This window comes from Streptosporangium oxazolinicum (genome assembly GCF_039537505.1).
Taxonomy (GTDB): Bacteria; Actinomycetota; Actinomycetes; order Streptosporangiales; family Streptosporangiaceae; genus Streptosporangium; species Streptosporangium oxazolinicum.
Window position 1 is genome coordinate 75,309 of sequence record NZ_BAABAQ010000020.1, and the last position, 26,076, is coordinate 101,384.

A 26,076-nucleotide genomic window follows, 5' to 3' on the forward strand; every position below is an offset into this window, starting at 1 on the left:
CGGCCCCTTCGTGTTCCTGGTCTAGTTGGGATCACCGCCCCCCACGGGGGCGTACTCGTACTCGGTCAGGTCGTTCACCGCCTGGCGACTGATGCTGCGGGGAGGGGGGATCACCCCCTCTGTCGTTGAGGTGTAGCCGTGCTCCTCGCGGTACTTGCCGGCGTACCGGCTCAATGTGGCCGGAGAGACGCCGATTTCTTTCGCGAGGGACCGGACGGGCACTTCTCCGGTCGGGCTGATGTTCGCGGCGATGGCGGCGTGGATGTCCTCTCTGGTCGGCTTGCCGTCGCCGTTCTGGTGGGGCTTGCCGGTGTTTCGGCCGTTCGCGCCGTTGGTGTTTCGGCGCTCTATCCGAGGGGTGTTCCGGCCGTTCCGTGCGGGGTGTTCCACCGGGTGTTCCACTGGGGTGTGAAACACCATCCGAGTGGTCCGCACGGGGTGTTTCACCGGCTGTTCCACGACCGTTTCGTGAAACAGGATGCGGGTGTTTCGCACCGGCTGTTCCACGGGGGCGTGGAAGATCATGCGGGTGTTTCGCGCTGGCTGTTCCGCAGGCTGTTCCACGTCGGGGAGTCCCAGGTCAGCGCGTGTTGCACCCGCGAGGGTCGTGAGGAGAACGGAGCCGCTGCGCGAGGCGATGATCTGTTCCAGCAGGGCGCGCCGGTCGGTGTTTCGGGTGAGGTCGAGGTCGCGTTCCGCGGCCCGGTACACCCGTTCCATGCGCCACCGGCGGAAGGTGTTCCACCGGGTGTCCCACCAGGTGTTTCGCCGGGTGTTTCGCTGGGCGGCGCGGGCGTACCGGATCGTCGCGTCGGCGACCTTGGTCAGCCTTATGTGGACCTCGGCGTCTTCGGTCGCGGAGGCCCGCGCGGTGAGCAGGCCGAGCCGCGTGAGGAGGTACTCGGGCGTCCACTTCCACCGGGATTCGGACTGGGGCCGATCGGCCTTGCCGCGCTCGTTTTGGAGGGCGTAGTGCCACAGGATCGCGCCGACGATCGGGGTGATGGCCCGCACGAGGGAAACGCCGGGGTTGCCGGAGGCGAGGGTGCTGGAGGAGGCGATGACGGATGACAATCCGGCGAGCAGCCACGTCATGCGGATGGCCGGGCCCGGGTCCTGGTCGTTGTCGATGGCTTCCTTGGCGCGCAGGGCGAATGCCAGGAGCGGCCCTTCGAGCAGGCCGACACTCAGCCAGGGTAGCCAGGGCACGTCAGGGGCGGCCTGGTGGACAACCTCGAAGACGCCCTCGCCGGAGACGATGAGGGCGGCGCCGGCGCAGATCCGGGTGACGAGGTCGGCCAGGGATCGGCGCGGCTTGTCCACCTGCCGTTTCTTGGGGAACAACATGCGCTTGACCAGCAATAACACCCCGGACAGCAGGACGACAGCGCCCGCGCCGACCGCAGCCCAGTGGTACGGGGTGAGGTCGGGGAGCAGCGTCAACCAGTCCACTTCAGTCACTTTCTGTCACCTTTGAATGTCCAACGGGATGTCCACGAGATGTCCACGGGGGGTGTCCAAGAGGGGCTGTTTGGACACCCCCTCCCCTACGCGCGTGCGCGTGCGCGTGTGGAGTCAGGGGGTGGGAGGGGGCGGGCCAGGGGCAGAGCAGCTATCACGGGATGTGACCGAGGGGGCGGGAGGGGGAGCCACTCCCCCACTGGATCCGTCTTTCTGCCGGGGAGCCTCGGCGGGACTCCCCTGGTCGCTGGAGGGGCTCTGAGGGGGGATCCGCAGGTCGGGGTCGGTGTCGGCGGGGTGTGTGTCGGCTGGGTCTCCCCCGCCGGTTCGCCTGTTGCGGATGTCGGCCTCCCCCGCGCGAACGCCCAAAACCATGTCCCGCTCCCCCGTCACCAGAGTTCGCCATTTGCCGTGGCCGTCCGATTCGATGAGCCCGCGGTCCACCCAGGCATTGCGCCGGTAGGTGGCCCACTGGCGGGCGCGTGGCGCGGCGGCCTGGTTGGAGGCGGAGGTGGTCACCATGGGGGAGGAGAGGTGGAGTTCGGCCATGGTGCGTAGCGACTCGTCGGTGATGCTGGCCAGGGTGAGCTCGACGGCGGGGGCGGCGGGCGTCTGGTCGTCGTCGAGGTGTTCGACGACGACCACGCGGCCGGTCTTGGACGTCGCGGCGGCGGCGCGGGCCGGGGTTTTGGCCGCGTGGAGGCGGGCGCTCTCCAGGCGGGCCCGGGTGGCGTAGACCTGCCCGCGCTGCTTCTCGGTGGCGTACGGCATGAGGTGGTCTTCCATGTCGTCCCACCGGTCGCCGTAGTGCGGGAGGGCGGCGGCGGTGCTGGCCTCCATGACGGGGGTGAGGTGGGCGGTGTCGGCGGCGGCCTGGCCGAGCATGGCGTCGGTCACCTCGGGGGTGTAGAGCAGCTCGGTGTGGTTGCTGCCGGACTGCTGGGTGAGGAACACGCCGGTCGGCAGGAGGGTCGTGTCGTAGCGGTTCCACCGCTTCAACAGGTGCTGGGCGTCGGCGGGGGAGGCGGTGCGTCCGGCGTAGCGGCGGTTGAACAGCGGCAGCAGGGCCGGGTGCAGGGAGTCCTGGGAGAGGTACTGAGCGGCGGCCTCCATGCCGACGCCGAGTGCACGCCCCTTGCCGCCGATGTTCTTGGCCGAGGCGATGGCGTCGGCGTTGGCCGGTGCTTTGCCCAGCAGGGTGGAGACCTCGTCGCCGATGATGAGGATCCCGGGCCGCTTCGTGTTGAGCGACAGCAGCTGGTTGTCGTCGGCGGTGAGCAGGCGCCCGCGCAGGGGGATGGCGGCGGCGCCGTCGGCGAGGATCCGGGCGGCGGCCTCGGGGGTGGTGGCGATCGGCCGGTCTAGGCGCGGCATGAGGTGCGCATACGTCAGGCCGTCGTTCTTGAGGTCGATGCACCAGATGAGGACGTCACCGCAGTAGGCGCGCATGTAGGCGATCAGGCGCAGCAGGTTCGACTTCGCCGAGCCGGACTCGCCGCCGTACAGGCCGCGCGTCATGCCGTGGCCGGGCGCGTACTGGACGACGTAGACGTCGCTGCCCTCGTCGTTGATGCCGACCCACACCGCTTCGTAGATCGAGGTGGGCATCTGGGGTGGGGCGAACTTCACCTTCCGGGCGGCGATCTTCCCCTCTGACCAGACCAGCAGCACCCGCCCGGCGGACGTGCTGGTCGGGTCGGGGATGACCTCGCGGACGCTGTTTTCGGGCCACTGCATCTCGACCTCGATGCCGGTGCGCAGCTTGTCCAGCTTGGCCCGGGTGGTGCCCGAGACTCGCAAGGGAAAATCGACGCGGCCGTTGCCGTGCACGATCGGCCGGGCGGCCAGGGTGATGCTGGCGGCGCTGAGCTGCGCTACGACGCCGGGCAGGGTCGCCGACCAGTTGCGGACCCGCAGGCGCAGGTGGCGCCAGGCCCGCGCGGGCTTGGACAGGCCCCACACCGTGTGGATCACGATGAGCAGCACCGCCCATGTGATCGCGACGGGCTGGCTGATCGGGCCCGCCGTGGCGGCGGCCGTGGCCCACGCCGCCGCGGCGGCGGCGGCGCCGGTCACGGCCAGGCGGTCGTAGGGGAGCGGGTTGGTGCGGCCGAGTTGCTGGTACAGGCCCGCGACGACTCCGGCGCAGGCGGCGCCGAGCGCTAGGACGCTCCACCAGGCCATGCCGGTCAGGCCGAGCAGCAGCAGGTGCATGACGGTGGAGGTGACGTACAGGGCGAGCGCACCCCACCACGTGACGTGCAGGTCGCGGTGGCGGAGCAGCCGCCGGGCGAGGCGGCGCAGCAGCGCGAGCAGGAGTTCAGCGATCTTGCGGGCGATCCACCGCAGCAGCCACCGCAGGGCCCGCGCGAGCAGGCCCGGCGTGGCGGGCTCGCGCGTGGCCAGCGCCGTACCGGCCGGGGGCGGCTCGGCGGCGGGGGGCTGCTTGGGGGACACGCTCGGGGAACTCCTCGTCTCAGGTGCGGGGTGGTCGGGGCGGGGTCAGCCGATGGTCCAGGGCTTGCCGGAGTCGGCGGCGGCGCGGGCGTCGGCGGCGATCTGCTCGGCGACGCGGCGCTCATCGCCGCGCAGCCGCCGGGCGGCCTGGGTGAGGGAGGCGGCGGCCTGTTCGGCTTCCTCACCGCGCAGGGTCCGCGGGCCGGTGCCCTCGCGCATGGCCGCCAGCAGCTGGGCGGCGCCGGTGGAGTTGTTGCCGCCCTTCTTCGTGATCTTCTCGGCGAGCTGGGCGGTGAAGCCGCAGGGTCGGGTACCGGCGTTGTCGCCGAAGCGAATCCCCATGATCTGGGTCCTTCCTGGTCAGGGGGAGTCGGAGGAGGGGGCGGGCGGGAAGGAGCCGAATGCCTGCTCCATCTCGGCGTTCACCTTGCGCGAGCGCTTCACGGTGAAGGTGAGCAGCGCGGCGAGGATCAGGAGCAGGGCGGCGGTGATGAGGACGACGACGCCGGTGGGGGACATGGTGGGGGGCCTCCGGGTTCAGGCGGGGACGGGGGTGAGTTCGGGGGAGGGGGCGGGGCGGCGCAGGGCCAGGCGGTCGATCTGCCAGGCGAACGCGAGCGTGGCGATGGCCAGGGCGCCGCTGGTGTGCGCGATGGCCCACAGCCCCCAGGCCACGACCATGAGGCCGACGACGACGAACGCGCAGACGGCGGTGATCAGGGCCCAGCCGTAGCCGATGGAGTCGAGGGCTTCGGAGATGTCGTCCAGGTCGTAGGCGTCTTCGTAGTCGCGGGCGGGCCGGCCGGAGGCGATGAAGACGACCAGCAGCCCGGCGAGGTAGAGCCACAGGGGGTGAGTGCCGGTGAGGTGCTGCAGGAAGGCGTTCATTGGCAGGTGCCTCCTTCGGGCTGGCCGCTTGTTGCCGTCTTGTCTAACCTGTATAACGTGTATAACCAGACTGAATCATGGAAGGCGAATCTGTGTCAACCTCAACCCTTGCTGGCACACTGGCGGCGGACTGTAGCGATGGCCCGCTGGACAGCGGCGCGATGGAGGTGTGCTCAGTGGCGCAGGGAGCCCAGGTTTTCCGGCAGATCGCCGATGATTTACGCGATCAGATCCGCCGGGGAGGGCTGCAAGCTGGGGCCTCGATGCCGAGCGAAGCCGACGTCGCCGAACGGTTCGGCGTCGCCCGGGGCACCGTACGGCAGGCGTTCACCCTCCTGGAGATGGAGGGCTTGATCGTGGCGCAGCAGGGCACCACCCGGGTGGTACGCGCGTGGGCGCCGGAGCCGGTCAACATCGCGTTGACCAGCGCGGCGGAAGTGGCTGCGCGCCTGTCGGTCACCGTGACGCAGCCGCCGCCGTTGGTCGCCGAGCTGCTCGGCGAGACGGGGGAGATGGTGCGCCGCCGCATGACGGGATCGGCGATCACCGACACCTGGTATCCGGCATGGGTGAGCGAACACGTCCCCGCTCTGGAGTCGCCCAGGCCGTTGGCCGGGCAGGACCAGGCGCTGATCGAGCGGGCCGGTGTGTCGCTCGCCGGCCGCCGCCGCGGGCAGGTGCGCGCGGTGATGGCCGGCCCTGAGGAGCGCGACCTCCTGAGCGCCGCGGTGGGGACACCGCTGCTCGTGCACGTCGTGCTCGCCGAGGGCGAGGATGGGCGGCCGGTGCTCGCCCGCGTCCGCACGATGGCGGCTGACCGGCACTTTCTCTCGCTCGATTTCGGCTGAACACCTGGGGGGAAATTCTCCCCTACGATGATGAACCCGATGAGTGGTCTCCTAAGGTCCCACTCGTCGGAAATGACGGCCTCCCGTGCCCTCGGGAGGCCGTTTCCTTTCGTGGGTCACGCCAAGGGCCCTCGGAGGGCGATAAGGCGTTCTTGTCTTTCTACTTACTACGGATGGACGAAGCCGAGACGGCCTGGTCAGGCGCGTACATCGGCGCGCTCCCGTACGAGGACGGCGGTGTCGGGGTACAGGTCGTACAGGGCTTTCAGCGCGATACCGGCCTGGTCGTCGGTGATGGGCGAGTCGAGCTGACGTTGCACCGTGGCGCGGACGGCGTTGGCGAACTCTGGCGGCCACGTCAGGGTGCGGAGGACCTTGATGATGCCGGTGTTGGCGTCCACCAGGAGGACCGTCACGATGAGGTTCTTGTCTCCGGCCTCGATGGGGCCGCTTTGGTCGCTCGGTGTTACGTCTCGGGCTACCTGGTAAGGGGTGTCGGCCCATCGGAGTATGCCGAACCGGAAGGCCAAGACGGCGATGCCGTCCAGCTCGGTCCATGCCCACTGGGGGACGCCGCGGCGGATCTCGTTGGTCTCCTTGGAGGTGGGGCTGGGGTAGAACAGGGCCAGTTCGCACCCTTCCGGGGTGAGCCGCAGCCGCGTGGTCTCTGGCCACTGCCTGCGGTTCTGGCTGTAGGGCTTGCCGACTTCGTAAGCGTGCATCTGTGATCACTGTCCTTGGGTAGAGGGCCTGGTCTTCAGGGCCTGGTCTTCAGGGTCGGGTTGCCGGGGCCGGGCTGGGTCAGGAGCCAGGCCCGGAACGGTTCGGGCAGGAATTTGCGTCGGCCGGTGTGGGGGTCGGTGACGTGCTCAGGGAGGGGCTCCCCGCGGCCCTCGGCCCGGATGATCTTCTTGTAGAGCGTGCCCGCTGGCTGCTCCAGCCAGCGGGCCAGCTCGGCGACAGTACAGTGCCCGGCCGGGGCGGCGTGAGGTGTTTGGGGGTGGCCGGTCAACGGTGGTGCTCCTCGCGGGCGGTGCGGGCCTCCCCGGGGGGGCCGCACGGTGGTGCGGCCCCCCGGGGAGGGTGGGTTATCGGAGTTTGACCGCACGGTAGGCGGCGCGGGCGCTCTGCTCGTCCCGGTACAGCCAGGAGGTGACGGTGACGTCGGCGTCCTCGCCGCGATACCAGTCGTCCTCGTCCATCTGCCACAGGTGCTCGTCCGGCTGGCCGGGGCGGGTGATGGTGTGACGGTAGAGGGTGGCCCCGCAGCCGCCGTTGTGGCGGTCGTTGCGCCTCTCGTCGATCTGCTCCCGGGTCGTGGTGGCGTCGCGCGCCACCTGGAGCCAGTGCAACTTGTGCGGGCCGAAGATCTCGCGGCCGTTGCGGGCGCCGAGCAGCAGGTCGATCAGGCGCTCGCCGTCGTCGGTGAAGGCATGCGGCCACGCCGGGTCGTCGTGGTAGACGATCTGGGAGGAGTTGCCGGTCTCTTCGGTGTGGGAGGGGCGGGGGTGGGCCCAGTAGGTGAGGGTGACCGCGTTGTCGTCCCACACCTGCCAGTTGCCGGTGCGGGAGACGTGCACGGGGTGCGGGCCGACATCGGCCTGGATGCGCCACTGCCACTGCTTGGGGGAGGTGGCGAGGCGCTCGGTCATCTGCGCGGCGGTCATCGCGGCCAGCGGGTAGGGGGAGCTGCCCCGGTGCCCTGCGGGGGCCAGGACCAGGACGCGGGTGGCGTCGGCGGGGATCTGCGGCGGCGCGGCGGCGAGGATCTCCTCCACGGTGTCGCCGCGACCGGCCGCCTTGCCCGGGGAGATCCCGGCGTCGGCCAGGCGCGCGGCATCGGCAGGGGCGAACTTGCGCTGGCCGTACCAGAACTCATCCCACCAGCCTGCTTGCTCCCACTGGGTGGGGGTGCGGGTCGCGAGGGCGGCGCCGTCCCCGGCCTCGGTGAGGCGGAACAGCCTGCGGGTGCCGCGGATCTGCTGGCCGGTCCATCCGGCGTCCAGGAGCGCGGTGATCTCGGCTTCGGTGGAGCGGAGTTCGGCGGCGAGCGCGGCCGGGGCGTCGTACTCGGCGCGCAGGTCGGCGATCAGCGCGGCCCGCTCTGGGGTGAGGGGGTGGCGCGTGACGATGCCGCCGCCGGAGTTGTTGCTGCTCCAGTCGTCGCCGTCGAGCCCGTTGTGGACCCAGGTCCACACGAGGCCGGTGGCCTGGTTGACGTGGACGGTGGTGGGGTAGTTCCGCCCGGCCACGCTGGAGGGGAGCGGGACCTTCTGCCCGAGCTCGACGCCTTCCAGCTCCTCGCGGCTGGGGTGGTGGCTGTCGGCGATCGTCTTGTACTTGGTGACGCTGAGCAGGTCGCCCGCGCGGCGGGCGAGCTCGGCGCGGCGGGCGCGCTTGGCTTCGGCCGCCAGGACGGGGGCGGCCTCCTCAGGAGTGGCGACGCGCAGAATCGTTTTCCGGTAGGTGTACCACTCGTCGTCGTCGTAGTCCTTCTCCCGGTAGGCGGTGTAGGCGACCGAGACCGCGACGAACGTCACCCGCTGCTCGTCGAGGCGCGCGTAGCCGGGGACGGTCTCGGCGGGCAGCTTCTCGGCGGGCGTGTTCCACAGGGTGGCGCGGAACACCGTACCGGCCGCCCATCCCTCCTCGCGGAACCCGTGGGTGGGCGAGTTGCTGCTGGTGATCCGCCAGGTGGGGGCGCCGGTCGGGTTGAGCGGGTGCGGCGGGCAGGACCCGCGATGCTTGACCGACCAGTTGCCGGGACCGCCGTGCAGCTCCCCGGTACCGGCGGGCACCTCCTGAAGGCAGGAGGTGCAGGGGCCGGGCTTGCCGTTGACCCGCGCGGCCGGAGCCGCGGTGGTCGTCTCGGACGGGGGCGGGCAGACGCCGTCGTGGATGACCTCCCACGGGCCGTGCTCGTAGGGCTTGGACCGCAGGCCTTCCCCTGCGGGGACGTTCTGGCGGCAGCGGCGGCATGGCTGCTCGTAGGTGTTGCGCTGCGGCGGGGGCAGCGGGCAGGCGGGGGAGTGCTGGACCCGGGTGCGTCCCTCGACGCGGGCCAGGACGCCTTGCCCTGCGGGGACGTTCTGGTAGCACAGGTGGCAGTCCTCCTCACGGCCGTTGAGCTGCGGCGGGGGCTCAGTGAGGGTGATGTCGGCCAGAGCGCCGATGCGGGGAGGACCGCCCTTGGTCTTCTTGACCTGGGTGGTGATGCCGTTGAGCATCTGCTGGCCGAGGATGCCCTGCTTGTTGGCCCACTTCTTGACCACGCTCAGCGGCTCGTCGCCGTCGATGACCTTGTAGAGGATGACGGTCGCCTCGTCGCCGACCTTGTCGTAGGCGACGAGCAGCACGCCGGGCTGCAGGGCGTAGGTGCCGGCCCGCTCCAGGAACACGCCGTCGAGGGCGGCGCCCTTGGACCGGTGGGAGGCGGCGGCGTCGGGGGTGACGCCGTACACGGCCTTGATCCAGGACTTGGCGGAGCCCTCAGCGCGGGCGGGGAGCTGGACGGGGCGGGCGCCTGCTGGCCAGAACTGTTGGTGGGAGTGGCCCATGGGGTGGCCTTTCGCTGTGGGGATGTCTCGACGGACCAAGCATGGCACCCCCCACCTCCAATTGTCTAGAAAAGTGGACAATTGGCGGAGAGGAAAAGCCCGGTCGGCGGACTTCTGTGGGCTGTTGTCGAGACATCCCCAGCCCGCCGACCGGGCCCACCTGGATAATCGCACGTCGAAGCCCGGCTACCTGCACGGGCACCCGCATTCCGGCTGCGCGCTGCTCGATCGCGGGGTACTGTGACATCTCGTCCCTGCGCATGCGGGGATGAACCCACTACGATCGGCCCGTGGCATTTCGTTCCCGCGTATGCGGGGATGACCCGCTCAGCGCCTGCCGCGCAGCCGTCAAGATCACTCACCCCGCGCTTGCGGGGATGAACCGAATGAACTTGCTGTTGAACGCTTGTCCCCGCCTAGGCGGGGACAAGGGACCCCGCCGTTCGGTCGAGCGGCGGGGTTTCGCTTTCCCTGGTTTTTGTCAGTGGCTTCGCTCACCATGGGCGTATGTCCTCACGCCTGGCCGTCGCTCGCCCTGCCCCGCCGGTGCTCGACCTCTTGGAGGTCAGCGAGCACACCATGGTCGTGGGAGAGCGGCTGGTCGTCCTGCGCGCGGAGGGGTGGAGCCGGAACTGGCGGGCTGAGTCCAACCCCTACCGGTCTGCGGACGGCTCGTGGCGGATCCGCGCGTTGCCGGAGGCGGCGTGGTACGTCCTGAAGGAGACGGGGTTGATCCCCGGGGAGGTGCGGGTGGAGGACGTGCCCGTGGCGTACGCCCTGGTGGAGATGATCCGGCGGCCGGGAGGGCTGTTCTGATCGGAGGCTGACGCTAACCCGATCAGCCCTGCACGCTCCGGGCCCATGAATGGACTCGTGAGTTTCAAACTGGCTAACCCGCTCGGCCCGAAGTCGGCCGCCGAGGTCGGGCTGGAGCCCAAGGAGTACCCCACCGGCTCGACGGTGGTCCTGCCGTACGGTCAGGCGATGCGCCTGGTGTCGGCCGGGTGGGTCGCCGACGCCGAGCCGCAGAACCTGGAGTCGGTGCGCAAGGCGCTCAAGCCGGTCAAGGCCAAGGCCCCCGCGCCCGCCCCGGCCCCGGCCCCGTAGTGGGGATCGCGGAGGACCTCGCTCGTACCGACCCGCTGCCGCGCATCCTGGACTGGGTTGGGTCGCACCCGGCGGTGCTGGGGGTGTTCGGCGGGGCGCAGGATCGGGTGGGGGCCTACTCCAAGCGGCCGTACCCGCGGTTGCGGATCACGGACGTTCCGGGCGGCACCGATGACATGCTGACCCGGCTGATGGCGGTGCGGGTGCAGGTCGAGGCGCTGGGGGAGGTGGACGGCGGCCCCGGCAAGGAGGAGTTGCGCCGCATCTTCTACACCGCGGTGGGCGCGCTGGGGGAGCTGCCGGCGGCGGAGCCGACGGTGGAGGGGCCGGTGATCGTGCGGATCCGGCCGGCGCAGGCGGGCGGGTATCTGCCCGAGGCCGACGGGCGGCCGCGGTATCTGGGCCAGGTCACCGTGTGGTGCCATCCGGCCTGGTAGCCGAGGGGAAGTGGGGGCTGCGCTCGTGGGGCGCGCAGCCCCCTCATCCGTGTCTCAGTCCAGGAGGCTCATCTGGCCGGCCTTCTTCATGGCGATGTGGGCGAGGGCGCGCTGGGTGCGGGCGAGCTTGTCGCGGCGGCGCTCGCGGCATTTGACGCACTCGCGTTCGTGGGGCCGGGACGGGCGGACGTAGACGTTGTCGTCGTCGGTGAGGTCGTCACCGTAGTCGCACACCACCTTGCGGGCGTTGATGCCCGGCGGCGCTCCGGAGCGGACGGTGTTCTCGCGGCGGGTGACCGCCTCCAGGTGGGCCAGGACGGTGCACCGGCGGTGCGGGCAGGCGGGGCCGGGCTCGCAGTAGTCGGGGTCGTGACATAGATGGTCGGGTTCCAGCCCTGCGGGGATGGGGCCGTGCTCTTGTTCGTACAGCCAGTGGGCGACGAACAGTTTCTTCTTGCCGATCCAGAGGATGGCGTAGCCGCCGTCGCTTTCGGGGCCTCGCCAGCCGGTGCATGAGCCGAGGTCGGGCTTGTGTGCGGGCACGTCGCCGGGGGTGAGGTTGTCCAGGACGCGCTCCATGATGCGGCCCGCGTCCAGGGTCGTTTTCATGTGCTTCTCACCTCCCCGACCAGTCTGACATTAGCCCGCCTGGTCGGAGGCGGACACAAACCCCTTCCGGCCCGGATGCTCTGCGGCTGGGTCCCCAACCCGTGAGCTGCCCTCGCCAACGCGGAGGCGGCGCCTGAAGGTTTGGGGGTTCCCTCGATGGGTGCCGAGAACATCTTTACCGCGCAGATCGCCGCGCTGTACCTGGGGCCGGTGGGCACGACCGCGCCCGACGGGCCCACCGTGGCCCTGGCGCCGGCGTGGAAGAACGTCGGCCTGTTCACCCCGGACTCGCTGGCCTGGTCCGGCGACCCGGAGTTCTCCGAGACCGAGGCCCACCAGTCGCCGAACCCCGTCAAGGTGTGGCAGACCAAGGACGCCAACAACCTCGAAGTCGAGCTGTTGGAGTGGTCCGCCGCCAACTTTATGGCGGTATATGGAGGTGGCACGATCACCTCCGTGACGCCGTCCGGGGGCGGCGCGGCCTACTACAAGTTCACCCCTCCCAGCATCGGGACGCGCACCGAGGTGGCAGCGGTGCTGGAGCTCGGGGACGGCACCCGCAGGATGCGGCGCATCATCCCGCGGTGCATGCAGCGCGAGGGTGTCGCCCACGAGCTGGGCCGCGATGCCTCGGCGACGTTGCCGTTGAACCTGTCGCTGCTCGGCAACGACCTGGGCACGGCCCCGTTCTACGACGTGTTCAATGCCGCGTTCTCCAGTTTCGCGCCGCCTGAGGAGGACTGACCTGCACGGTCGGGCCAGGACGCAAGCCCTGGCCCGGCCGTAGCGTCCCGCCGTCGCATTCCGATCGACGACGAGGGGGCCCGCGATGGCGGCCGAAGAGAATGTGTTCGACAACGATGTGCTCGACCTGGACGTCGCCCGCGCGCGGAGGTCCTCGACGCAGGGCCGGCCGATCCCGCTGCGACTGGGCGGCAAGATCATTTGCAAGCTGCCGGCCGAGCTGCCGGTGGACGTGCTGCTGCCGCTGACCAAGCTGGGCATCGACACCACGGGCATCATCCGGATGGGGCTGGACGCTTGGAAGGCGGGCAATTCTCAGCGGGCCGGCATCGCGGTGCTGGACCTGCTGCTGGACCTGCTGATCGAGCGCCCGAGCCTGCCCCGGGACCTGCTGGCCGCCGTCCACGAGATGGGCCAGACCCTCATGGGGACGAACGGCTACGCGGCGTTTGTCGCCGCCCGCCCGTCCGTCGGCGACATCGTCGCCCTGGTCAGGGGCCTTGGGTCTCGGTATGCGATCCGCCTGGGGGAATCAACGTCGTCCACGGCCGACTCCGGCAGTGGCGAGACCTCGACGCCGACTTCGCCGACCACTACCCAGGACTCGACCTCGACGGAGTCTGGCTCCGCCCCGGAGATCGCGGATTCATCTCCGCCCGCCGACTCCTCGACCTCTGCGAGCGACTCCCACGCGAAGCTCGTGTCAACACCAGTCCCGAGCAGCGAGCCGAGCCCTGGGACGACCTCCGAGAGCTCCTCGCCCAGCTGATCGAGGAGGTCGGAGTGCTGTCCGCCGACTTCCGCCGCAAGAAGCCGCGGGAGGTGCCCAGGCCTGAGCACGTGCGGCGATCTCGGGCGGCGGCGCGGAAACGTCCCCAGGGCGGCGGCAGCGGCATGGACCGGGCGATGGCGCTGATGATGGCCACCACCCGGTCGGTGTCCTGACCGGATCGGAGGCGGACGCAAGCTCGTCCGTGGCGGCACCCTCACCCCCCGGGGTTCACGGGGGGTGGACGGGTGGCCGAGGAAGACAGCGTTTCAGCGGGGCGCCTCGAACTGGAGGTCGTCGCCGAGCTCGACGAGTTCGAGCGCAAGCTTCAGCGTGAGATCGACCGGGCGGTCAAGGACGCGCGGGCGCGGATCCGCGCGCAGCTGGACGCGCGCAAGCTCAACGCCGAGACCGTGGCCGCCGCGCGCGCGGCGGAGCGGTCGGCGACGCTGCGCATGCGCGTGGATCGCGAGACGCTTCGGCGGGACCTGGCCGAGGCGCTCACTGGCGCGGCTTCGGGGTCGGGGGCCGATGTTGAGGTCACGCCGAAGGTAGACGCGGGCCGTCTGCGGGCGGAGGTGCAGGCCGCGGCGCGCGGCAGCAACACCACCGTCGAGGTCAGCGCTGACACCACCCGCGCCCGTGATGAGCTCGGGCGGTTCGTCGGCTCCGGCGGCGGCGGAGGGTCGGACCGCACGATCGGTCTCGACGTCCGGATCAGCAACATCTCGCTGCTGGCGCAGCTGGAGCGGGCGATCAACCGGACCATCGTGGCCGCCGGCATGGCGGTGGTGAAGTACACCGCGCTGGGCGTGGCCGCCGGGGTGGCTGCCGGTGGGGTGCTCGCCCTGGCGGCGGCGTCCACGCAGGCGGTCGGCGTCCTCGGGGTGTTGCCCGCCGTGGCGGGCGCTGCGGCGCAGGGCCTGGCTGGTCTGATGGTGGGCTTGTCCGGCGTCGGCGCCGCCTACACCGCGCTCGGCAACGCCGACAAGGCCTCTGGTGCCAGCGCGCAGGCCGCCGCGGCGGCCCGGGAGGCTGCCGCGGAGCGGATCAAGGCCGCTGAGCAGCGGATCCGTGACGCCCGTCAGGCCGCCCGGGAGGCCGATGAGGGCGTGTGGGAGGCCATGGAGGCCGTCACCGAGGCCGAGGAGCGGGTCGAGGACGCCGTCGAGGCGGTGACGGATGCCCGGCAGCGGGCGGACGCCGTCGCCCAGTCCGTCGCGGACGGGGCCGAGCAGGCGGCGCGCCGGATCGTCTCAGCCGAGCGCAGCCACGCCGACGCGCTGAAGGCTACCCAGCGGGCCCGGGAGGCGCTGAACGACGCGATCAAGGCCGCCCGGGAGCGGCTGGAGGATCTCGCGATCGCCCAGGCCGGCGGGAAGCTGGATGAGGAAGGGGCGAAGCTCGCGATCGAGCGGGCGAAGCTCCGCCTCGAAAAGATCATGAAGGACCCGTTCTCGGGCGCGACCGCCGAGGGCCGGCTGGAGCGGAAGGAAGCTGATCTCGCCTACCGGCAGGCGTTGCAGCGGCTGGAGGAGATCAAGGAGTCCAACGGCGATCTGGCCGAGGAGAAGGCCGAAGCCGACGCTAAGGGTGTTGAAGGGTCTGACCAGGTCAAGGCTGCTCAGGAGGCGCTGGAGGCGGCCAACCAGCGGGTCAAGGACACCGAGCAGGCTATCGCGGACGCTCGGAAGGAAGCGGCCCGGCAGGGGGTGGAGGGGGCTCGGCGGATCAAGGAGGCCAACGACGCCATCGCCGATGCCCAGGAGCGGGTCGAGGACGCGCAGAAGGGGGTCGAGGACGCCCAAAAAAACGTCGCAAAAGCGTACGAAAGGGCACAAAAGGCTGTTGAGGCGATCGCTGAGGCGCAGCGGGAGCTGGCCAAGGCCAAGCGCGACGCCGCCACCGCCGGCCAGGGCGGCGGCGGTGGTGGCGCGGATCCTGTCGCGGAGGCGATGAAGGACCTTTCGCCCGAAATGCAGGATTTCGTCCGGTATCTGCATTCCGATGTGCGGCCGGCCCTGCGGGAGCTGAAGTTCGACGTCCAGGACGCCTTCGCGCCCGGCCTGAAGAAGGGCGTGGAGGAGTCCCTGCCCTTCCTGAAAACCCTGCGGGGCGGGCTGACCGAAACCGGGGAGGTGCTCGGCGACGTCGCCACGGAGCTTGGCGAGCTGCTCGGGTCGAAGGAGTTTCGCTCCGACTTCGCGAAGTTCATGGAGTCCAACAACCGGTCTCTGCGCTCGTTCGGCGGTGCCGGCACCAAGGGGCTGTCAGCCCTGCTGCGGTTCTTGGTGCTCACCGCGCCGTACGCCGAGATGATGGCCGAGAAGCTGGAGGACAGCGCCGAGGCGCTGGACGAATTCCTGGGCAGCGAGGAAGGCCAGAACAAGACGGCGGCGTTCCTGAAGGGCGCGTGGGAGACCGGGGCGAAGCTGTGGCGGATCCTGTCGAACGTCGGCAAGGCTGCAGCCAAGGTTCTCGGGCTCGCGAAGCCGGCCGGAGACACCCTGCTAGAAGACCTCGCGGTCGCCGCCGAGGATCTGAACGAGTGGCTGGACAAGCCGGAAGTCCAGGCGGCGTTCAAGCGGTTCTTCGAGGAGCTGGTGCCGCTGCTGCGGACCGCGGGTGGCCTCTTTGTGGACATCGTGGCCTTCGTCGGCAATCTGGTCGAGGCGGTCGTGCTGGACGGCACGCTGGAGGACTTCCTGGGCTGGTTGCGCGGGGTCGTGCAGTGGTTGGGGGCTCTGGCCGACAGCGGGGCGATCGGGGCGATCGCCGGGTGGGTGCTGATCATCGGCGGTGTGGTGCTGGCGTTCGCGAAGCTGTACCGGATGGTGAGCTCCACCTTGAAGGTGGTGAAGCTGCTGGGCAAGGCGGGTCAGGGCCTGGGGAAACTGGGGTCGCTGTTCGGCGGCGGGAAGGGCGACGGTGAGGGGGGCGGCGGGGGCGGGGACAGTGGGGGCGGTAAGCCCAAGACGAAGATCAGCCCTTCGTCGTGGCTGAGCAAGATCAGTCCGTCGAGCCTGTTCACGAAGGACAAGATCAACTCTTCGTCGTGGCTGAGCAAGGTCAGCCCGTCGAGCGTGTTCACGAAGGACAAGATCAATCCGTCGAGCTGGTTCACCAAGATCAATCCGTCCAGTCTGCTCACCGGCGGGGGCGGGTCTGGAGGCTCGGGCGGTGGTAAGCACCGCAAGCCCAAGGGCAAGGGCGGCGGGCTCGGATCGGCGTTGGACCTCGGGCTGCAGGGCGCCGAGCTGGGGTCGATGCTGGGCGGGATCGGCGCGCTGGCCGGGGCGGGCATCGGCGCCGGGGCGGGCGCGCTGCGCTCCTCGGGCAAGGACCCGCGCACGGACACGGCCACCGCGTTCCTGTTCGACCACCTGGACCGCAGCCTCGCCGGGATCGGCACGATCATCGAAGGGGTCGCGTTCCCCGACAAGATCGGCGAGATGATCAAGGGCGGGGCGCTGCGCGTGCCCGGCGCCATGGCCAATGTGAAAGAGGCGGTCACCAAGGCGTGGAGTGGCCTGTGGAGGGGCCTGGAGAACGGCACCGATGCGGGCGTGGACGGCACCTCGGCCCGGCTGGGTGGCTTCTTGAAGCAGACGAAGGGCAAGTTCGTCGAGCTGTCGTCCGGGGCGCCGAAGAGCGTCCAGTCCATGTGGGCGTCCATCCAGCGCGACATGGCCGCCGGTATCACCCCCAGCCAGGCGCAACTGGACGCGTTCGCCAAGGCGGGCGGCACCCCCTTCCTGAAACTGTCGAAGGACGCGCCCGAGTACCTGAAGACCGGGTGGGCCGCCGTGCAGGTCGGCGTCAACACCTTCACCTCGCAGGCGGCCAACAAGCTGGGGAGCTTCACGAACTCGGCCAGCGGCAAATTCCTGACCCTGTCGAGGGACGCGCCGGGCCACGTGCGCGGCATGTGGGCCGACATCCAGGCCAAGATCGCCGCCGGGGTGCCGGTCCCGCAGAAGGCCATCGACGACTTCGTCGCTCACGGCGGCGGCCGGTTCCTGGACCTGAAGCGCAACGCGCCGCAGGCGGCCCGGGACATGCTCGCTGAGATCAACCGCGACCTGGGCGCCGGGCTGGCCGCGGCGTCGCTGAAGCTGGGCGCCTTCGTCAAGGACGGCGGCGGGAAATTCCTGTCGCTGCGCAAAGACGCTCCGCCGCATATCCGCGGCATGTGGGCCGATATCCAGCGCGATATCGACGCCGGGCGGCCGGTCAGCCAGTCGAAGCTCGACGCGTTCGCCAAGGCCGGGGGGGTGCCGTTCGCCAAGCTGGGCAAGGACGCGCCCGCGTCCATGAAAAAAGCCTGGTCAGACATCACCGCAGGCGTCGATCCCGGGCTGGCCGGCGCGAAGAAGAACGTCGCAACTGCGACGAAGGCGATGGAAACCTCCTTCGGCACCGCCAAGGACGGAATCGGGAAATTCTGGGGCAAAATCCCCGGCGTTTTGCAGGGGCCGATCAAGTGGTTGATCGACAAGGCCTACATGGGCGGCATCAAGGTCGTGTGGGACAAGATCGCTGGTGCGGTCGGGTTGCCGCCGCTGCCCGGGGTGTCGTTCTCCTTCGCCTCGGGCGGCATCGTCCCCGGCGGCGGCGGTCATGGGGTGCTGCCGGGGTACGCGCCGGGCAAGGACAAATACCTTGTCGCGGCCGGGCCCGGCGAGGGGTTCTTGCGGCCCGAGCTCACCTGGGCGCTGGGCTCGCAGTGGGTGGATGACGGTAACCGGGCCGCCCGCACCGGCGGCGTCGGCGGTGCGACGGCGTTCCTGGCGCAGGCCGGGATCCCGGGGTTCGCCTCCGGCGGCGTCGTCGCCGGCAGCAACCCCGGCGGCGGTACGGCGAAGGCGCAGGGCACCGCGGGAGGCAAGAAGGCCAAGGAGCAGACGGCACTGGAGCGGCTGCTGTCGGGCCTGTCGGCCAGCGTCCGCGCCCTGTTTTCGAAGGGCCTCGGCGCGGGCGCCCGCACCATCCTCAACCCGATCAAAACCATGATCGGCTCAGCGATCGGTACCCGCACCCCGGCGCACCGGCTGATGGGGGCGGTGCCGGCCAAGATGATCGACAACGTCATCCGCCTGTTCGACCGCAAGGACAAGGAGATCAGCCGCGACCGCGGGGGGCCGCTGCCTCCAGGGCGGACGCTGGTGCGCAACGGCACCGGCCGCGACGAGTGGGTGCTCACCCCGGGCGCGGTGGACGCCCTCGGCGGGCCGGACGCGGTGGCCGCGCTCAACGACGGCGGCTCGTCGCTGTATCGGGCGTCGCGGCGGGCGAGCCGCGCGGCACCGGCCGCCGCTCTGCGGGGCGGCGGGAGCGGGGGCGCGCCGATGACGGTCAACGTCTACCCCCAACGCGGCCAGGACGAGTTCGTGATCGCCGGCCAGGTCATGCGGCGCGCTGGCGCCCAGGTCCGAAACTACTAGGGGGCGGCATGACGAACCGGATCGCGGCGACGTACAACGGCGGCGGGGTGCCGGAGGGAGAGGGGAACGAGCACGTCATCGAGTTCACCGCTCCCACCCCCGGGGCGCGGCTGATCTTGATGGTGTCCTCCTATAACGGGATTGACGCTCCCCTGGGGTGGCAGGAGGACCACGCGGGCACCGGCTACAACTTCGTGTACGCGTTCTCGCGGGTCGCTGACGGGTCGGAGACGTCGGTCACCTTGTACGGCGACGAAACAACGCACGCCGTGGTCTACGAGCGCGACGACTGCGCGCTGCTGCGGCTCGACGTGTCGGCGGCGTCGCCGAACTCGCCGGTGTCGGTGTCGGGCACCATCCCGGCCGCGCTGGGAGCTGGCCGGGTCTTCTTGGTGTTGAACGCGCCCAACGGGTTCCCGACGGTGACATACAACCAGGGGCAGGTCCAAAACCATTCGGTGGCCGAGACCTTTTCGAACTCCTACTTCGCTTCCGGGCCGCTGCCGTCGCCGGGGGCGCGTACCTGGAGTGCGACGGCGTCCGGGCTCACCGGCTCGCAGTTCAACGCGGTGCTGGTGGTCGCGTACGGGTCAACGGACACCGTGGCTCCGAGTATGCCGCCGGGCCTGCACACCACGGAGATCACCGAGACGGCGGTGTCGATCGCCTGGTCGGCGTCCACCGACAACACCGCCGTCACGGGGTATGGCCTGTACCGCGACGGCGTCAAGCAGGGCGGCGACCAGACCGGGCTGACGTACACCTTCGCCGGGCTGACGGGCGGGCAAACGTACCTGCTGGAGGTGGATGCTCGCGACGCGGCGGGTAACCGGTCGCCGCGCTCGACGATCAGCGTGCTCGCGGTCACCGATGTCACGGCGCCCTCGGAGCCGCCGAACGTGCACGTGGCGGAGGTGACGCACACCACCGCCACCCTGGCGTGGGACACCGCCGCCGACGACATCGCCCTAGCCGGGTACGGCGTCTACCTGGGCGGGGTGAAGCAGGGCGGCGACCAGGTCGGGTTGACGTTCACCTTCACCGGCCTGGGTCGGGGCGCGACCTACACGGTGGGGGTGGACGCGGCCGACACCGTCGGCCACCGCTCGGCGCTGGTCGAGGTCGAGGTGACGACGCTGACGGACACGCTGCCGTCGGCGCCGCCCGCCCTGACGGCCACCGCCGGGACCGAGTCCATCACGCTGGCGTGGGGGGCGGCCAGCGACGACCTGGGCATCGCCCGCTACGAGGTTCTGCTGGACGGCGAGCTGGTGGCGGCGACGACCGCCCTCGGCTACGTCATCGACGGGCTCGACCCGGCCACCTGGTTTGAGGTGGCGGTGCGGGCCGTCGATGACGGCGGAGGCCGCGGCCCCGAAGCGACTGCGGAGGTGACCACCTTGTCGGCCGGGTGGATGCCGATCGCCTCCCCGGTGTACCGGATCGGCTCTTGGGTCGGCAACGCCCGCGACTCCTACGGTGTGGACTGGGTTGTTTCCGACGAGGAGGGGTGGTCCACCTCCCCGGTGGTGGACGCGCTGGGCGAGGACTCCGACAATGCCGATGGCGGGTTCGACGGGCCCGGCGCCTACCGGCAGCGCACCATCACCCTGGAAGGGATTGCGACGGCCTCCTCCCGGGTGGAGATGCTCGCGGCTCAGGAGCGGCTGACGGGGCTGCTTTCCCCGCGTGATGTTGCGGTACTGCGGGTCAGCGAGGCGCACCTGACCCGCCAGGCGCGGGTGCGGCTGGCCGATGAGGTGCCCATCACCGACCAGGGGATGCTGGCGTTCGAGTGGACGCTGGTGGTCTCCGCCTCCGACCCGCGCCGCTACCAGTCGCGCGGCATCTACCAGGAGGTGATGCTGCCCCCCCTGCCCGGGGAAGCGTCGGCGACCATCACCCTGGCCGGTGACTATTTGACCATCCCGGCCAAGCTGCGCCTGTACGGGCCGATTCGGGACTTCACCCTCACCCATGAGGAGTCGGGGCTGGTCATCGCGTCTAAGCCGGGCCAGGTCCTCACTGACGCCCGCTACAGCCTGGAGATCGACCTGGCCACCCGTGTGGTGTGGGCGCACGTGCCGCCGGAGGTATGGCCGGAGCCGCGGCCCGGCCGCGGCGTGCTGCGGCTCCTGCCGTCGGCGTTCATGCTTCGGCCGGGGCCGAACACGATCACCGTGGCCGGCCAGGCGGTCGCCGGCCAGACGGGGCTGGCGCGGATGGTGATCGAGACGGCGGACGCGTGGACGTGAGCAGACCGTAACCCCGCCCGCCCTCCACACTCCCCGCGGGCTTTCCCGGGGGGTAGCGATGACGAACAGAATCGCGGCGACGTACAACAGCACCTCGTCGGTGATCAACCACGTGGTGAACTTCACGGCGCCGGCGCCGGGCGCCCGGCTGATCGTGGTCGTCTCCAGCTACAACACCGTCAACACCCCCGCGGGGGGATACGCCCAGGACTACTCGGCGACCGGCTACAACCACGTCTACGTCTTCTCCAAGATCGCCGCCGGCACCGAGACGTCGGTCACCCTCACCAACGGCGGCACCAGCGACCGCGTTCACGCGGTCGTGTACGAGCGCGACGACTGCCAGGCGCTGCAGTTCGTCAAGTCGGGGACAAGCGCCAACAGCACGTCGATCAGCAGCGGCGCGGTGACGGTGCCCACGCTCGCCACCGGCCGGGTCTTCGGCGTGCTGAACGTGCCCGGCGGGTCGGCGGCCGGGGCGACCTGGACCATGTCGATGACCAAGGACTACTCGCCGACCGGGAGCAACAGCAACTCGGGATTCGCCTCCGGCGCCCTGCCGGCCGCCGGAAGCCGGACGTGGAGCGTCAGCGGGCTGACCTCAACCAGCAACAACTCGGTGCTGGCGATCGTGGGCTACGGGTCGGCGGACGCGACCGCGCCGACCGTGCCCGGCAACCTGCGCACCACCGCGGTGACGGGCACGACCATCGACGTCGCGTGGGACGCCAGCACCGACGCGGTCGGCGTCACCGGGTACGGCATCTACCTCGACAACGTCAAGCAGGGCGCCGACCAGACGGGGTTGAGCCGGGCCTTCAGCGGGCTTACGGTCGGCCAGTCGTACACGATCGAGGTAGACGCCCGTGACGCCGTCGGGAACCGGTCCGCGCGGGCACAGATCATCGTCTCGACGGACGCGACCCCGCCGACGATGCCGGGCAGCCTGCACACCACGGCGATCTCTCACACGTCCATCTCGGTCGCGTGGAACGCCTCCACCGACGACCTGACCGGGGTGGCCGGGTACGGTGTGTGGCTGGGCGGAGTGAAGCAGGGCGCCGACCAGGTGGGGTTGAGCGCGGTGCTGGCCGGCCTCACCCCGGGGCAGACGTACACCATCGAGATCGACGCCCGCGACGGCGCCGGGAACCGGTCCGCGCGGGCGCAGCTGGTCGTGGAGACGACGCCGGACACGGTGGCGCCCACCGTCCCTGGCGGCCTGCACCTGGTGGCGGTGGCGCCGTACGGGCTGGCGGTGGCGTGGGAGGCGTCCACCGACGATGTGGCCGTGGCCGGGTACGGCGTGTGGCTGGGCGGCGTCAAGCAGGGCGCCGACCAGGTGGGGTTGAGCCGGGCCTTCACCGGCCTGGCCGCCGACACCTCCTATCTGGTGGAGGTGGATGCCGCCGACGCCGTTGGGAACCGGTCGGCGAAAGCCTCGCTGGACGTCGCCACCCCCCCGGATTTGCCGCCGGACGCTCCGGCCGGGCTGCACACCGTGGCGGTGACGTACACCTCCATCAGCGTGGCGTGGGCCCCTGCGACCGATGACGTCGGCGTGAGCGGTTACGACGTGGTGTTCGACGAGGAGCTGGTCGCGACCAACCAGGCCGCGACCTCAGCTGTCTTCCCCGGGCTGGGGGAGAACACCGAGCACGTGGTGCGGGTGCTGGCGGTCGATTCGAACGGTCAGCGCGGCGCCGCCGCCGAGCTCGTCGTGACGACGTTGGATGACACGCCGCCGACGGTGCCGACGTTCACCGCGGTGGCGGGGGAGGACTCCATCACGGTGGCGTGGGGCCCCTCGGGCGATGACTTCGCCGTGGTCGGCTACGAGGTCCTGGTGGACGGGGAAGTGGCGCATTCCACGCCGGGCACCGACTACACGGTGGACGGGCCGGTGGTTCGCCGGCACACGGTGACGGGACTGGTGGCGGGCGCCGACTACGACGTGCGGGTGGCGGCGGTGGACGCCGTCGGGCAGCGCTCGGCCGACAACACCATCAGCGTGGCCACCACGGCGTTGCCGTTCCTGCCGATCTCCTCACCGGTGTATCGGGTCGGGTCGTGGGCGGCCAACGTGCGCGACGACTTCGGCGTGGACTGGATCGTGGAAGATGCCGAGGGGTGGACGGGAACGCCGCCGGTGCGGCCGACGTCGGCGAACCTGGGCGGCACCGACGGTGTGCACGCTGGCGCGGGTCTGTACGGGGCGCGCGTCGTCCGGCTGAAGGGGACCGCGGTGGCGCCGTCGCGGATGGCGATGCTCGCGGCCAAGCAGCGCATCCTGGGCGCGGTGCACCCCCGGCGGCGGCTGCTGCTTCAGGTCGCCGACGCTCTCATGATTCGCCAGGCGCGGGTGCGGCTGGTTGATCGGGTGGAGATCACCGATGAGACCGACCGCGGGTTCACCTGGACGGTGGTGCTGCGGGCGAAGGATCCGCGCCGGTACGCGACGGTGGCGACGACGGCCACCGCGGTCATCGACTCCCTGCCGGGGGAGGCGTCCACGACGCTCACCTTGTCGGGCACTTACGCCACCATCCCGGCGCGCATCCGCTTGTTCGGGCCGATCCGGGATTTCACCCTCACCCATGAGGAGTCGGGGACGGTGATGCGGGCCATGCCCGGCACCACGTTGCCCGCCGACCCCGGCTACTCGCTGTCGCTGGATTTGGCGACTCGGCAGGTGTGGGCGCATGTGCCGCCGCAGGTGTGGCCGCAGCCTCGGCCGGGCCGGGGCGCGCTCGCGCACCTGCCGGCCTGGTTTCACCTGTTGCGCGGGGTCAACACGCTCACGCTGGCCGGCCAGCCGGTCGTCGGCCAGAGCGGGAGTCCGCGGATCGTGGTGGAGGCGTTCGACGCCTGGGTCTGATATCGGAGGCGGACGCTAGCCCCGCCCGGTCGTGATGCTGCCGCCCGCTGAACCACGACGGGCGGGGGCATCGCGTGAGCACCATTCGGCAGGAGAGGACCTACTCCGCGAGCGGAGTATCGGGCGGCCATACGATCACCTTCAACTCGGTCCTGCCGAAAAGCCGAATCGTGATCTTCGTGCATTCCTACGCCGGTGTCTCGGGCACGTCGAGCGGTTACGAGGAGCACGAGTGGGCGGCCCATACGCTGGGCATTCGCCTGTTCAGCCGGGTCAGCTACGGCGGTGAGACGACGTTCGGCGTCGGCACCTCCGATCCAACAGACCGCATTTTCATACATATGTTTGAGCTGACGGATTGTCCGCATTACTACGGGTCGGCGAGCGCGAGGACGACCGGGGCGGCGAGCATGTCGGTGGGGGACCTGCCGGACGGCTGTGTCGCGTTGGTGGGTTTGTCGCAGTACGTCACCGACGATGACGCGGCCCTGTCGTGGCCGTCCGGGTTCGTGTCCAACGGTGTGCTGTTTCGCAACTGGTCTGATCCTGGGAGCAGCCTGGTCAAGCAGGTGTACGCCGCAACCGCGGACCGGGCGGTGTCGGGGTCACTGTCGTTCAGCCAGCGGCTGATCAGCCTTAACTCCAAGGAGTACGCGTGGGCTGCGGGCGTGTTCGGGCCGTCGCCGGACGAGACGCCGCCTTCGGTGCCGAGCGAGCTGCGGCTGACCGGGATGACGCCGACGTCGGTAACCGTGGCGTGGGACGCCGCCTCCGACAACGTGGGTGTGGTCGGGTACGGCGTGTACCTCAACGGCGTCTCCGAGGGTGACCAGGGCGGCCGGACCAAGACCTTCACCGGGCTGACGCCGGGCCTGTCGTACAACGTGCAGGTCGATGCCTACGACTCCAAGGGCAACCGGTCGGAGCGGGCCGAGCTGACGGTCACACCGATCAACGACACCACTCCGCCGGACGTGCCGGTGGTGCGGGTCGCCGCGCTGGGGGCCGGCACCATCAGCGTGGCGTGGGACACCCCGGCGGATCAGTCGGTGGTGGTCGGCTACGGCGTCTACCGCAACGGCGCCAAGGTCGGCGCCGACCAGGTCGCGCGGTTGAAGACGTTCACCGGGTTGACGACCGGCGCGGTTTACACGATCGGCGTGGACGCCATCGACCTGCTAGGCAACCGCAGCGCGAAGGGCACGCGGACGTTGCGCGCCCAAGCCGACACGACGCCGCCAACGCTCCCTGGCGGTGTGCATGTGGTCGCCGCGACCAAGACGTCGGTGACGGTGGCGTGGACCGCCAGCAGCGACGACAACGCCGGGGTGGCCGGGTATGGCCTGTATCTGGGGGCGGCCAAGCAGGCTGAGATTCCCTCCACTGTGTACACGTTCACAGGGTTGACGCCCGGCATTCTGTACTCGTTCGGCGTGGACGCGGTGGACGGGCTCGGCAACCGCACCACCAAGGTGATGGTGCAGGCGGCGACACTGCCGGACCTGAGCGGGCAGGCGCCGCCGTACGAGTACGTCATGTACGACTGGTCCAGCCACGTGCCGCTGGACTCGCTGCCGCTGCAGAACGTCAGCTTCGAGATCACGTTGGGCGGGTCGGGCATGCTGACCGCCGACATCCCGCTGTACGACGAGGACTACACGGTGGGCCGGGTGTCGTCGGCGACCAGACCCGAACGAACGATGATCTTGGTTTATCGGGGGGAGCGGCTGGTCTGGGGCGGCCGGCTCATCGACCCGCAGGATTACGACTCCGAGTCCGGCGTGTTGCGCATCACCGCCGAGGAGGTCATCGGCGTTTTCGGGCGCCGGTTCATCGCGTTCACCGGGCCCAGAATGGCTACGTTGGCGCACACCGAGATCGCGTGGCTGCTGGAGCACGCCGCCTCGCCTGCGGACCTGCGGTGGCTGACCTACAGCGGGGTGCCGGGCACGGTGGCGATCGACCGCGAATACCGGGCCGAGGAGTTCGGGCGGATCCTCGACCAGCTCGGCGAGGTCGCGGCCGGGCCCGGCGGGTTCGAGTGGTGGGTGAAGCCCGCGTGGGACAACACCAACGACCGGCCCCGCTTCGAGCTGCGCCGCGTGAACCGCGACGACCCGCCGGACACCGGGCTGACGCTGGAGTACCCCGGCAACGTGCGCAAGTACACGCGCTCCACCAGGCGGGGGCTGGAGACGCAGACGTGGGGCAAGCTGCCGCTTCCCGACGGCGGGGTGATGCTGTCGAAGGTCACCCGGACGGACCTGATGGGCGAGGGGTGGCCGCTGCTGGAGGACGCTCACCAGTTCGACGGCCTCACCTCGCAGGCGGCGTTGAACGCTGAGGCGCAGCGGGCGAGCGCGGCGGCGGCCGGCGCCAAGCAGGTGTTCGAGTGCGTGCTGGCGATCACCCCGGATGTGCGGTGGTGGGAGTGGGAGCTCGGCGGTCACGCTCAGATGCTCATCACCGATCACCTGTATCCGGTGATGCCGGACGGCGGGCCGGGCCTGGACCGGGCGATGAAGATCGTCAGTTTGCGGGTGGAGCCCGACAGCGACGAGGGCGAGCTGGTGACGGTGACGACGGGCGAGCACACCGTGGCCGTGGACTAAGGAGGATGGG

The 26,076-nt window shown here is 70.4% G+C and carries 20 protein-coding genes; 11 read left to right on the forward strand and 9 right to left on the reverse strand.

Annotated elements, in window-relative coordinates; genetic code table 11:
* Positions 1 to 21: 21 nt before the first annotated feature.
* The 5 genes from ABD817_RS37265 to ABD817_RS37285 all read right to left on the reverse strand — a co-directional run bounded on the left by ABD817_RS37265 (position 22) and on the right by ABD817_RS37285 (position 4,806).
* Positions 22 to 1,461 (reverse strand): hypothetical protein, encoded by a 1,440-nt coding sequence (locus tag ABD817_RS37265; protein WP_344923154.1) that lies wholly within the window; start codon positions 1,459 to 1,461, stop codon positions 22 to 24.
* A gap of 114 nt (positions 1,462 to 1,575) precedes the next feature.
* Positions 1,576 to 3,918 (reverse strand): hypothetical protein, encoded by a 2,343-nt coding sequence (locus ABD817_RS37270; protein ID WP_344923155.1) that lies wholly within the window; start codon positions 3,916 to 3,918, stop codon positions 1,576 to 1,578.
* Positions 3,919 to 3,963: 45 nt separating this feature from the next.
* Positions 3,964 to 4,260: a DUF7739 domain-containing protein gene (locus tag ABD817_RS37275; RefSeq protein WP_344923156.1), complete on the reverse strand. Its 297-nt coding sequence runs from the start codon at positions 4,258 to 4,260 to the stop codon at positions 3,964 to 3,966.
* Positions 4,261 to 4,278: 18 nt separating this feature from the next.
* A complete protein-coding gene (locus tag ABD817_RS37280) occupies positions 4,279 to 4,437 on the reverse strand; it encodes a hypothetical protein (protein WP_344923157.1) in 159 nt (52 codons plus the stop codon).
* Positions 4,438 to 4,455: 18 nt separating this feature from the next.
* Positions 4,456 to 4,806 (reverse strand): hypothetical protein, encoded by a 351-nt coding sequence (locus tag ABD817_RS37285; protein ID WP_344923159.1) that lies wholly within the window; start codon positions 4,804 to 4,806, stop codon positions 4,456 to 4,458.
* A gap of 176 nt (positions 4,807 to 4,982) precedes the next feature.
* Here ABD817_RS37285 and ABD817_RS37290 point away from each other — a divergent pair, with 176 nt between their 5' ends.
* Complete coding sequence (locus ABD817_RS37290) at positions 4,983 to 5,654, forward strand: GntR family transcriptional regulator (RefSeq protein WP_344923160.1); 672 nt, start codon at positions 4,983 to 4,985, stop codon at positions 5,652 to 5,654.
* A gap of 197 nt (positions 5,655 to 5,851) precedes the next feature.
* Here ABD817_RS37290 and ABD817_RS37295 read toward each other — a convergent pair whose 3' ends face one another.
* The 3 genes from ABD817_RS37295 to ABD817_RS37305 all read right to left on the reverse strand — a co-directional run bounded on the left by ABD817_RS37295 (position 5,852) and on the right by ABD817_RS37305 (position 9,211).
* On the reverse strand, positions 5,852 to 6,376 hold the full coding sequence (locus ABD817_RS37295) for a hypothetical protein (protein WP_344923161.1): 525 nt from the start codon (positions 6,374 to 6,376) through the stop codon (positions 5,852 to 5,854).
* A 35-nt stretch (positions 6,377 to 6,411) separates the two neighbouring features.
* Entirely contained in the window at positions 6,412 to 6,666 is a 255-nt protein-coding gene (locus tag ABD817_RS37300; RefSeq protein WP_344923162.1) for a hypothetical protein, read from the reverse strand.
* Between the two features lie 76 nt (positions 6,667 to 6,742).
* Positions 6,743 to 9,211 (reverse strand): hypothetical protein, encoded by a 2,469-nt coding sequence (locus ABD817_RS37305; protein WP_344923163.1) that lies wholly within the window; start codon positions 9,209 to 9,211, stop codon positions 6,743 to 6,745.
* Between the two features lie 507 nt (positions 9,212 to 9,718).
* On the opposite strand from ABD817_RS37305, the gene ABD817_RS37310 reads away from it, so the two are divergent.
* Genes ABD817_RS37310 through ABD817_RS37320 form a run of 3 tightly spaced genes read left to right on the forward strand, consistent with a single transcriptional unit; the run spans position 9,719 to position 10,755 of the window.
* A complete protein-coding gene (locus tag ABD817_RS37310; RefSeq protein ID WP_344923164.1) occupies positions 9,719 to 10,027 on the forward strand; it encodes a hypothetical protein in 309 nt (102 codons plus the stop codon).
* A 57-nt stretch (positions 10,028 to 10,084) separates the two neighbouring features.
* Positions 10,085 to 10,318 (forward strand): hypothetical protein, encoded by a 234-nt coding sequence (locus ABD817_RS37315; protein ID WP_344923165.1) that lies wholly within the window; start codon positions 10,085 to 10,087, stop codon positions 10,316 to 10,318.
* Entirely contained in the window at positions 10,318 to 10,755 is a 438-nt protein-coding gene (locus ABD817_RS37320; protein ID WP_344923166.1) for a hypothetical protein, read from the forward strand. The genes ABD817_RS37315 and ABD817_RS37320 overlap by 1 nt, the downstream gene beginning before the upstream one ends.
* Positions 10,756 to 10,809: 54 nt before the next feature.
* On the opposite strand, the gene ABD817_RS37325 is transcribed toward ABD817_RS37320, so the two are convergent.
* Positions 10,810 to 11,364, reverse strand: coding sequence for an HNH endonuclease signature motif containing protein (locus tag ABD817_RS37325; protein WP_344923167.1), 555 nt, complete (start codon positions 11,362 to 11,364; stop codon positions 10,810 to 10,812).
* 156 nt (positions 11,365 to 11,520) lie between these two features.
* Here ABD817_RS37325 and ABD817_RS37330 point away from each other — a divergent pair, with 156 nt between their 5' ends.
* From ABD817_RS37330 to ABD817_RS37360, 7 genes are all read left to right on the forward strand, one after another.
* Positions 11,521 to 12,108 (forward strand): phage tail tube protein, encoded by a 588-nt coding sequence (locus ABD817_RS37330; RefSeq protein WP_344923168.1) that lies wholly within the window; start codon positions 11,521 to 11,523, stop codon positions 12,106 to 12,108.
* Between the two features lie 85 nt (positions 12,109 to 12,193).
* On the forward strand, positions 12,194 to 12,877 hold the full coding sequence (locus tag ABD817_RS37335) for a hypothetical protein (protein WP_344923169.1): 684 nt from the start codon (positions 12,194 to 12,196) through the stop codon (positions 12,875 to 12,877).
* Between the two features lie 14 nt (positions 12,878 to 12,891).
* Positions 12,892 to 13,053 carry a hypothetical protein gene (locus ABD817_RS37340; protein ID WP_344923170.1) on the forward strand — a complete coding sequence of 54 codons (162 nt, stop codon included), beginning with the start codon at positions 12,892 to 12,894 and terminating at the stop codon, positions 13,051 to 13,053.
* Between the two features lie 72 nt (positions 13,054 to 13,125).
* Positions 13,126 to 18,321, forward strand: coding sequence for a hypothetical protein (locus ABD817_RS37345; protein ID WP_344923171.1), 5,196 nt, complete (start codon positions 13,126 to 13,128; stop codon positions 18,319 to 18,321).
* Positions 18,322 to 18,329: 8 nt separating this feature from the next.
* Positions 18,330 to 20,576 (forward strand): fibronectin type III domain-containing protein, encoded by a 2,247-nt coding sequence (locus ABD817_RS37350; RefSeq protein WP_344923172.1) that lies wholly within the window; start codon positions 18,330 to 18,332, stop codon positions 20,574 to 20,576.
* 58 nt (positions 20,577 to 20,634) lie between these two features.
* Positions 20,635 to 23,454 (forward strand): fibronectin type III domain-containing protein, encoded by a 2,820-nt coding sequence (locus tag ABD817_RS37355; RefSeq protein WP_344923173.1) that lies wholly within the window; start codon positions 20,635 to 20,637, stop codon positions 23,452 to 23,454.
* A gap of 74 nt (positions 23,455 to 23,528) precedes the next feature.
* Positions 23,529 to 26,066, forward strand: a complete 2,538-nt coding sequence (locus ABD817_RS37360) for a fibronectin type III domain-containing protein (protein ID WP_344923174.1) — start codon at positions 23,529 to 23,531, stop codon at positions 26,064 to 26,066.
* Positions 26,067 to 26,076: the final 10 nt, after the last annotated feature.

Coding starts and splice junctions, on each gene's coding strand:
- ABD817_RS37275 (WP_344923156.1), bottom strand. CDS start 4,260: ATGGGGATTCGCTTCGGCGACAACGCCGGTACCCGACCCTGCGGCTTC.
- ABD817_RS37280 (WP_344923157.1), bottom strand. CDS start 4,437: ATGTCCCCCACCGGCGTCGTCGTCCTCATCACCGCCGCCCTGCTCCTG.
- ABD817_RS37285 (WP_344923159.1), bottom strand. CDS start 4,806: ATGAACGCCTTCCTGCAGCACCTCACCGGCACTCACCCCCTGTGGCTC.
- ABD817_RS37295 (WP_344923161.1), bottom strand. CDS start 6,376: ATGCACGCTTACGAAGTCGGCAAGCCCTACAGCCAGAACCGCAGGCAG.
- ABD817_RS37305 (WP_344923163.1), bottom strand. CDS start 9,211: ATGGGCCACTCCCACCAACAGTTCTGGCCAGCAGGCGCCCGCCCCGTC.
- ABD817_RS37310 (WP_344923164.1), top strand. CDS start 9,719: ATGTCCTCACGCCTGGCCGTCGCTCGCCCTGCCCCGCCGGTGCTCGAC.
- ABD817_RS37325 (WP_344923167.1), bottom strand. CDS start 11,364: ATGAAAACGACCCTGGACGCGGGCCGCATCATGGAGCGCGTCCTGGAC.
- ABD817_RS37330 (WP_344923168.1), top strand. CDS start 11,521: ATGGGTGCCGAGAACATCTTTACCGCGCAGATCGCCGCGCTGTACCTG.
- ABD817_RS37335 (WP_344923169.1), top strand. CDS start 12,194: ATGGCGGCCGAAGAGAATGTGTTCGACAACGATGTGCTCGACCTGGAC.
- ABD817_RS37350 (WP_344923172.1), top strand. CDS start 18,330: ATGACGAACCGGATCGCGGCGACGTACAACGGCGGCGGGGTGCCGGAG.
- ABD817_RS37355 (WP_344923173.1), top strand. CDS start 20,635: ATGACGAACAGAATCGCGGCGACGTACAACAGCACCTCGTCGGTGATC.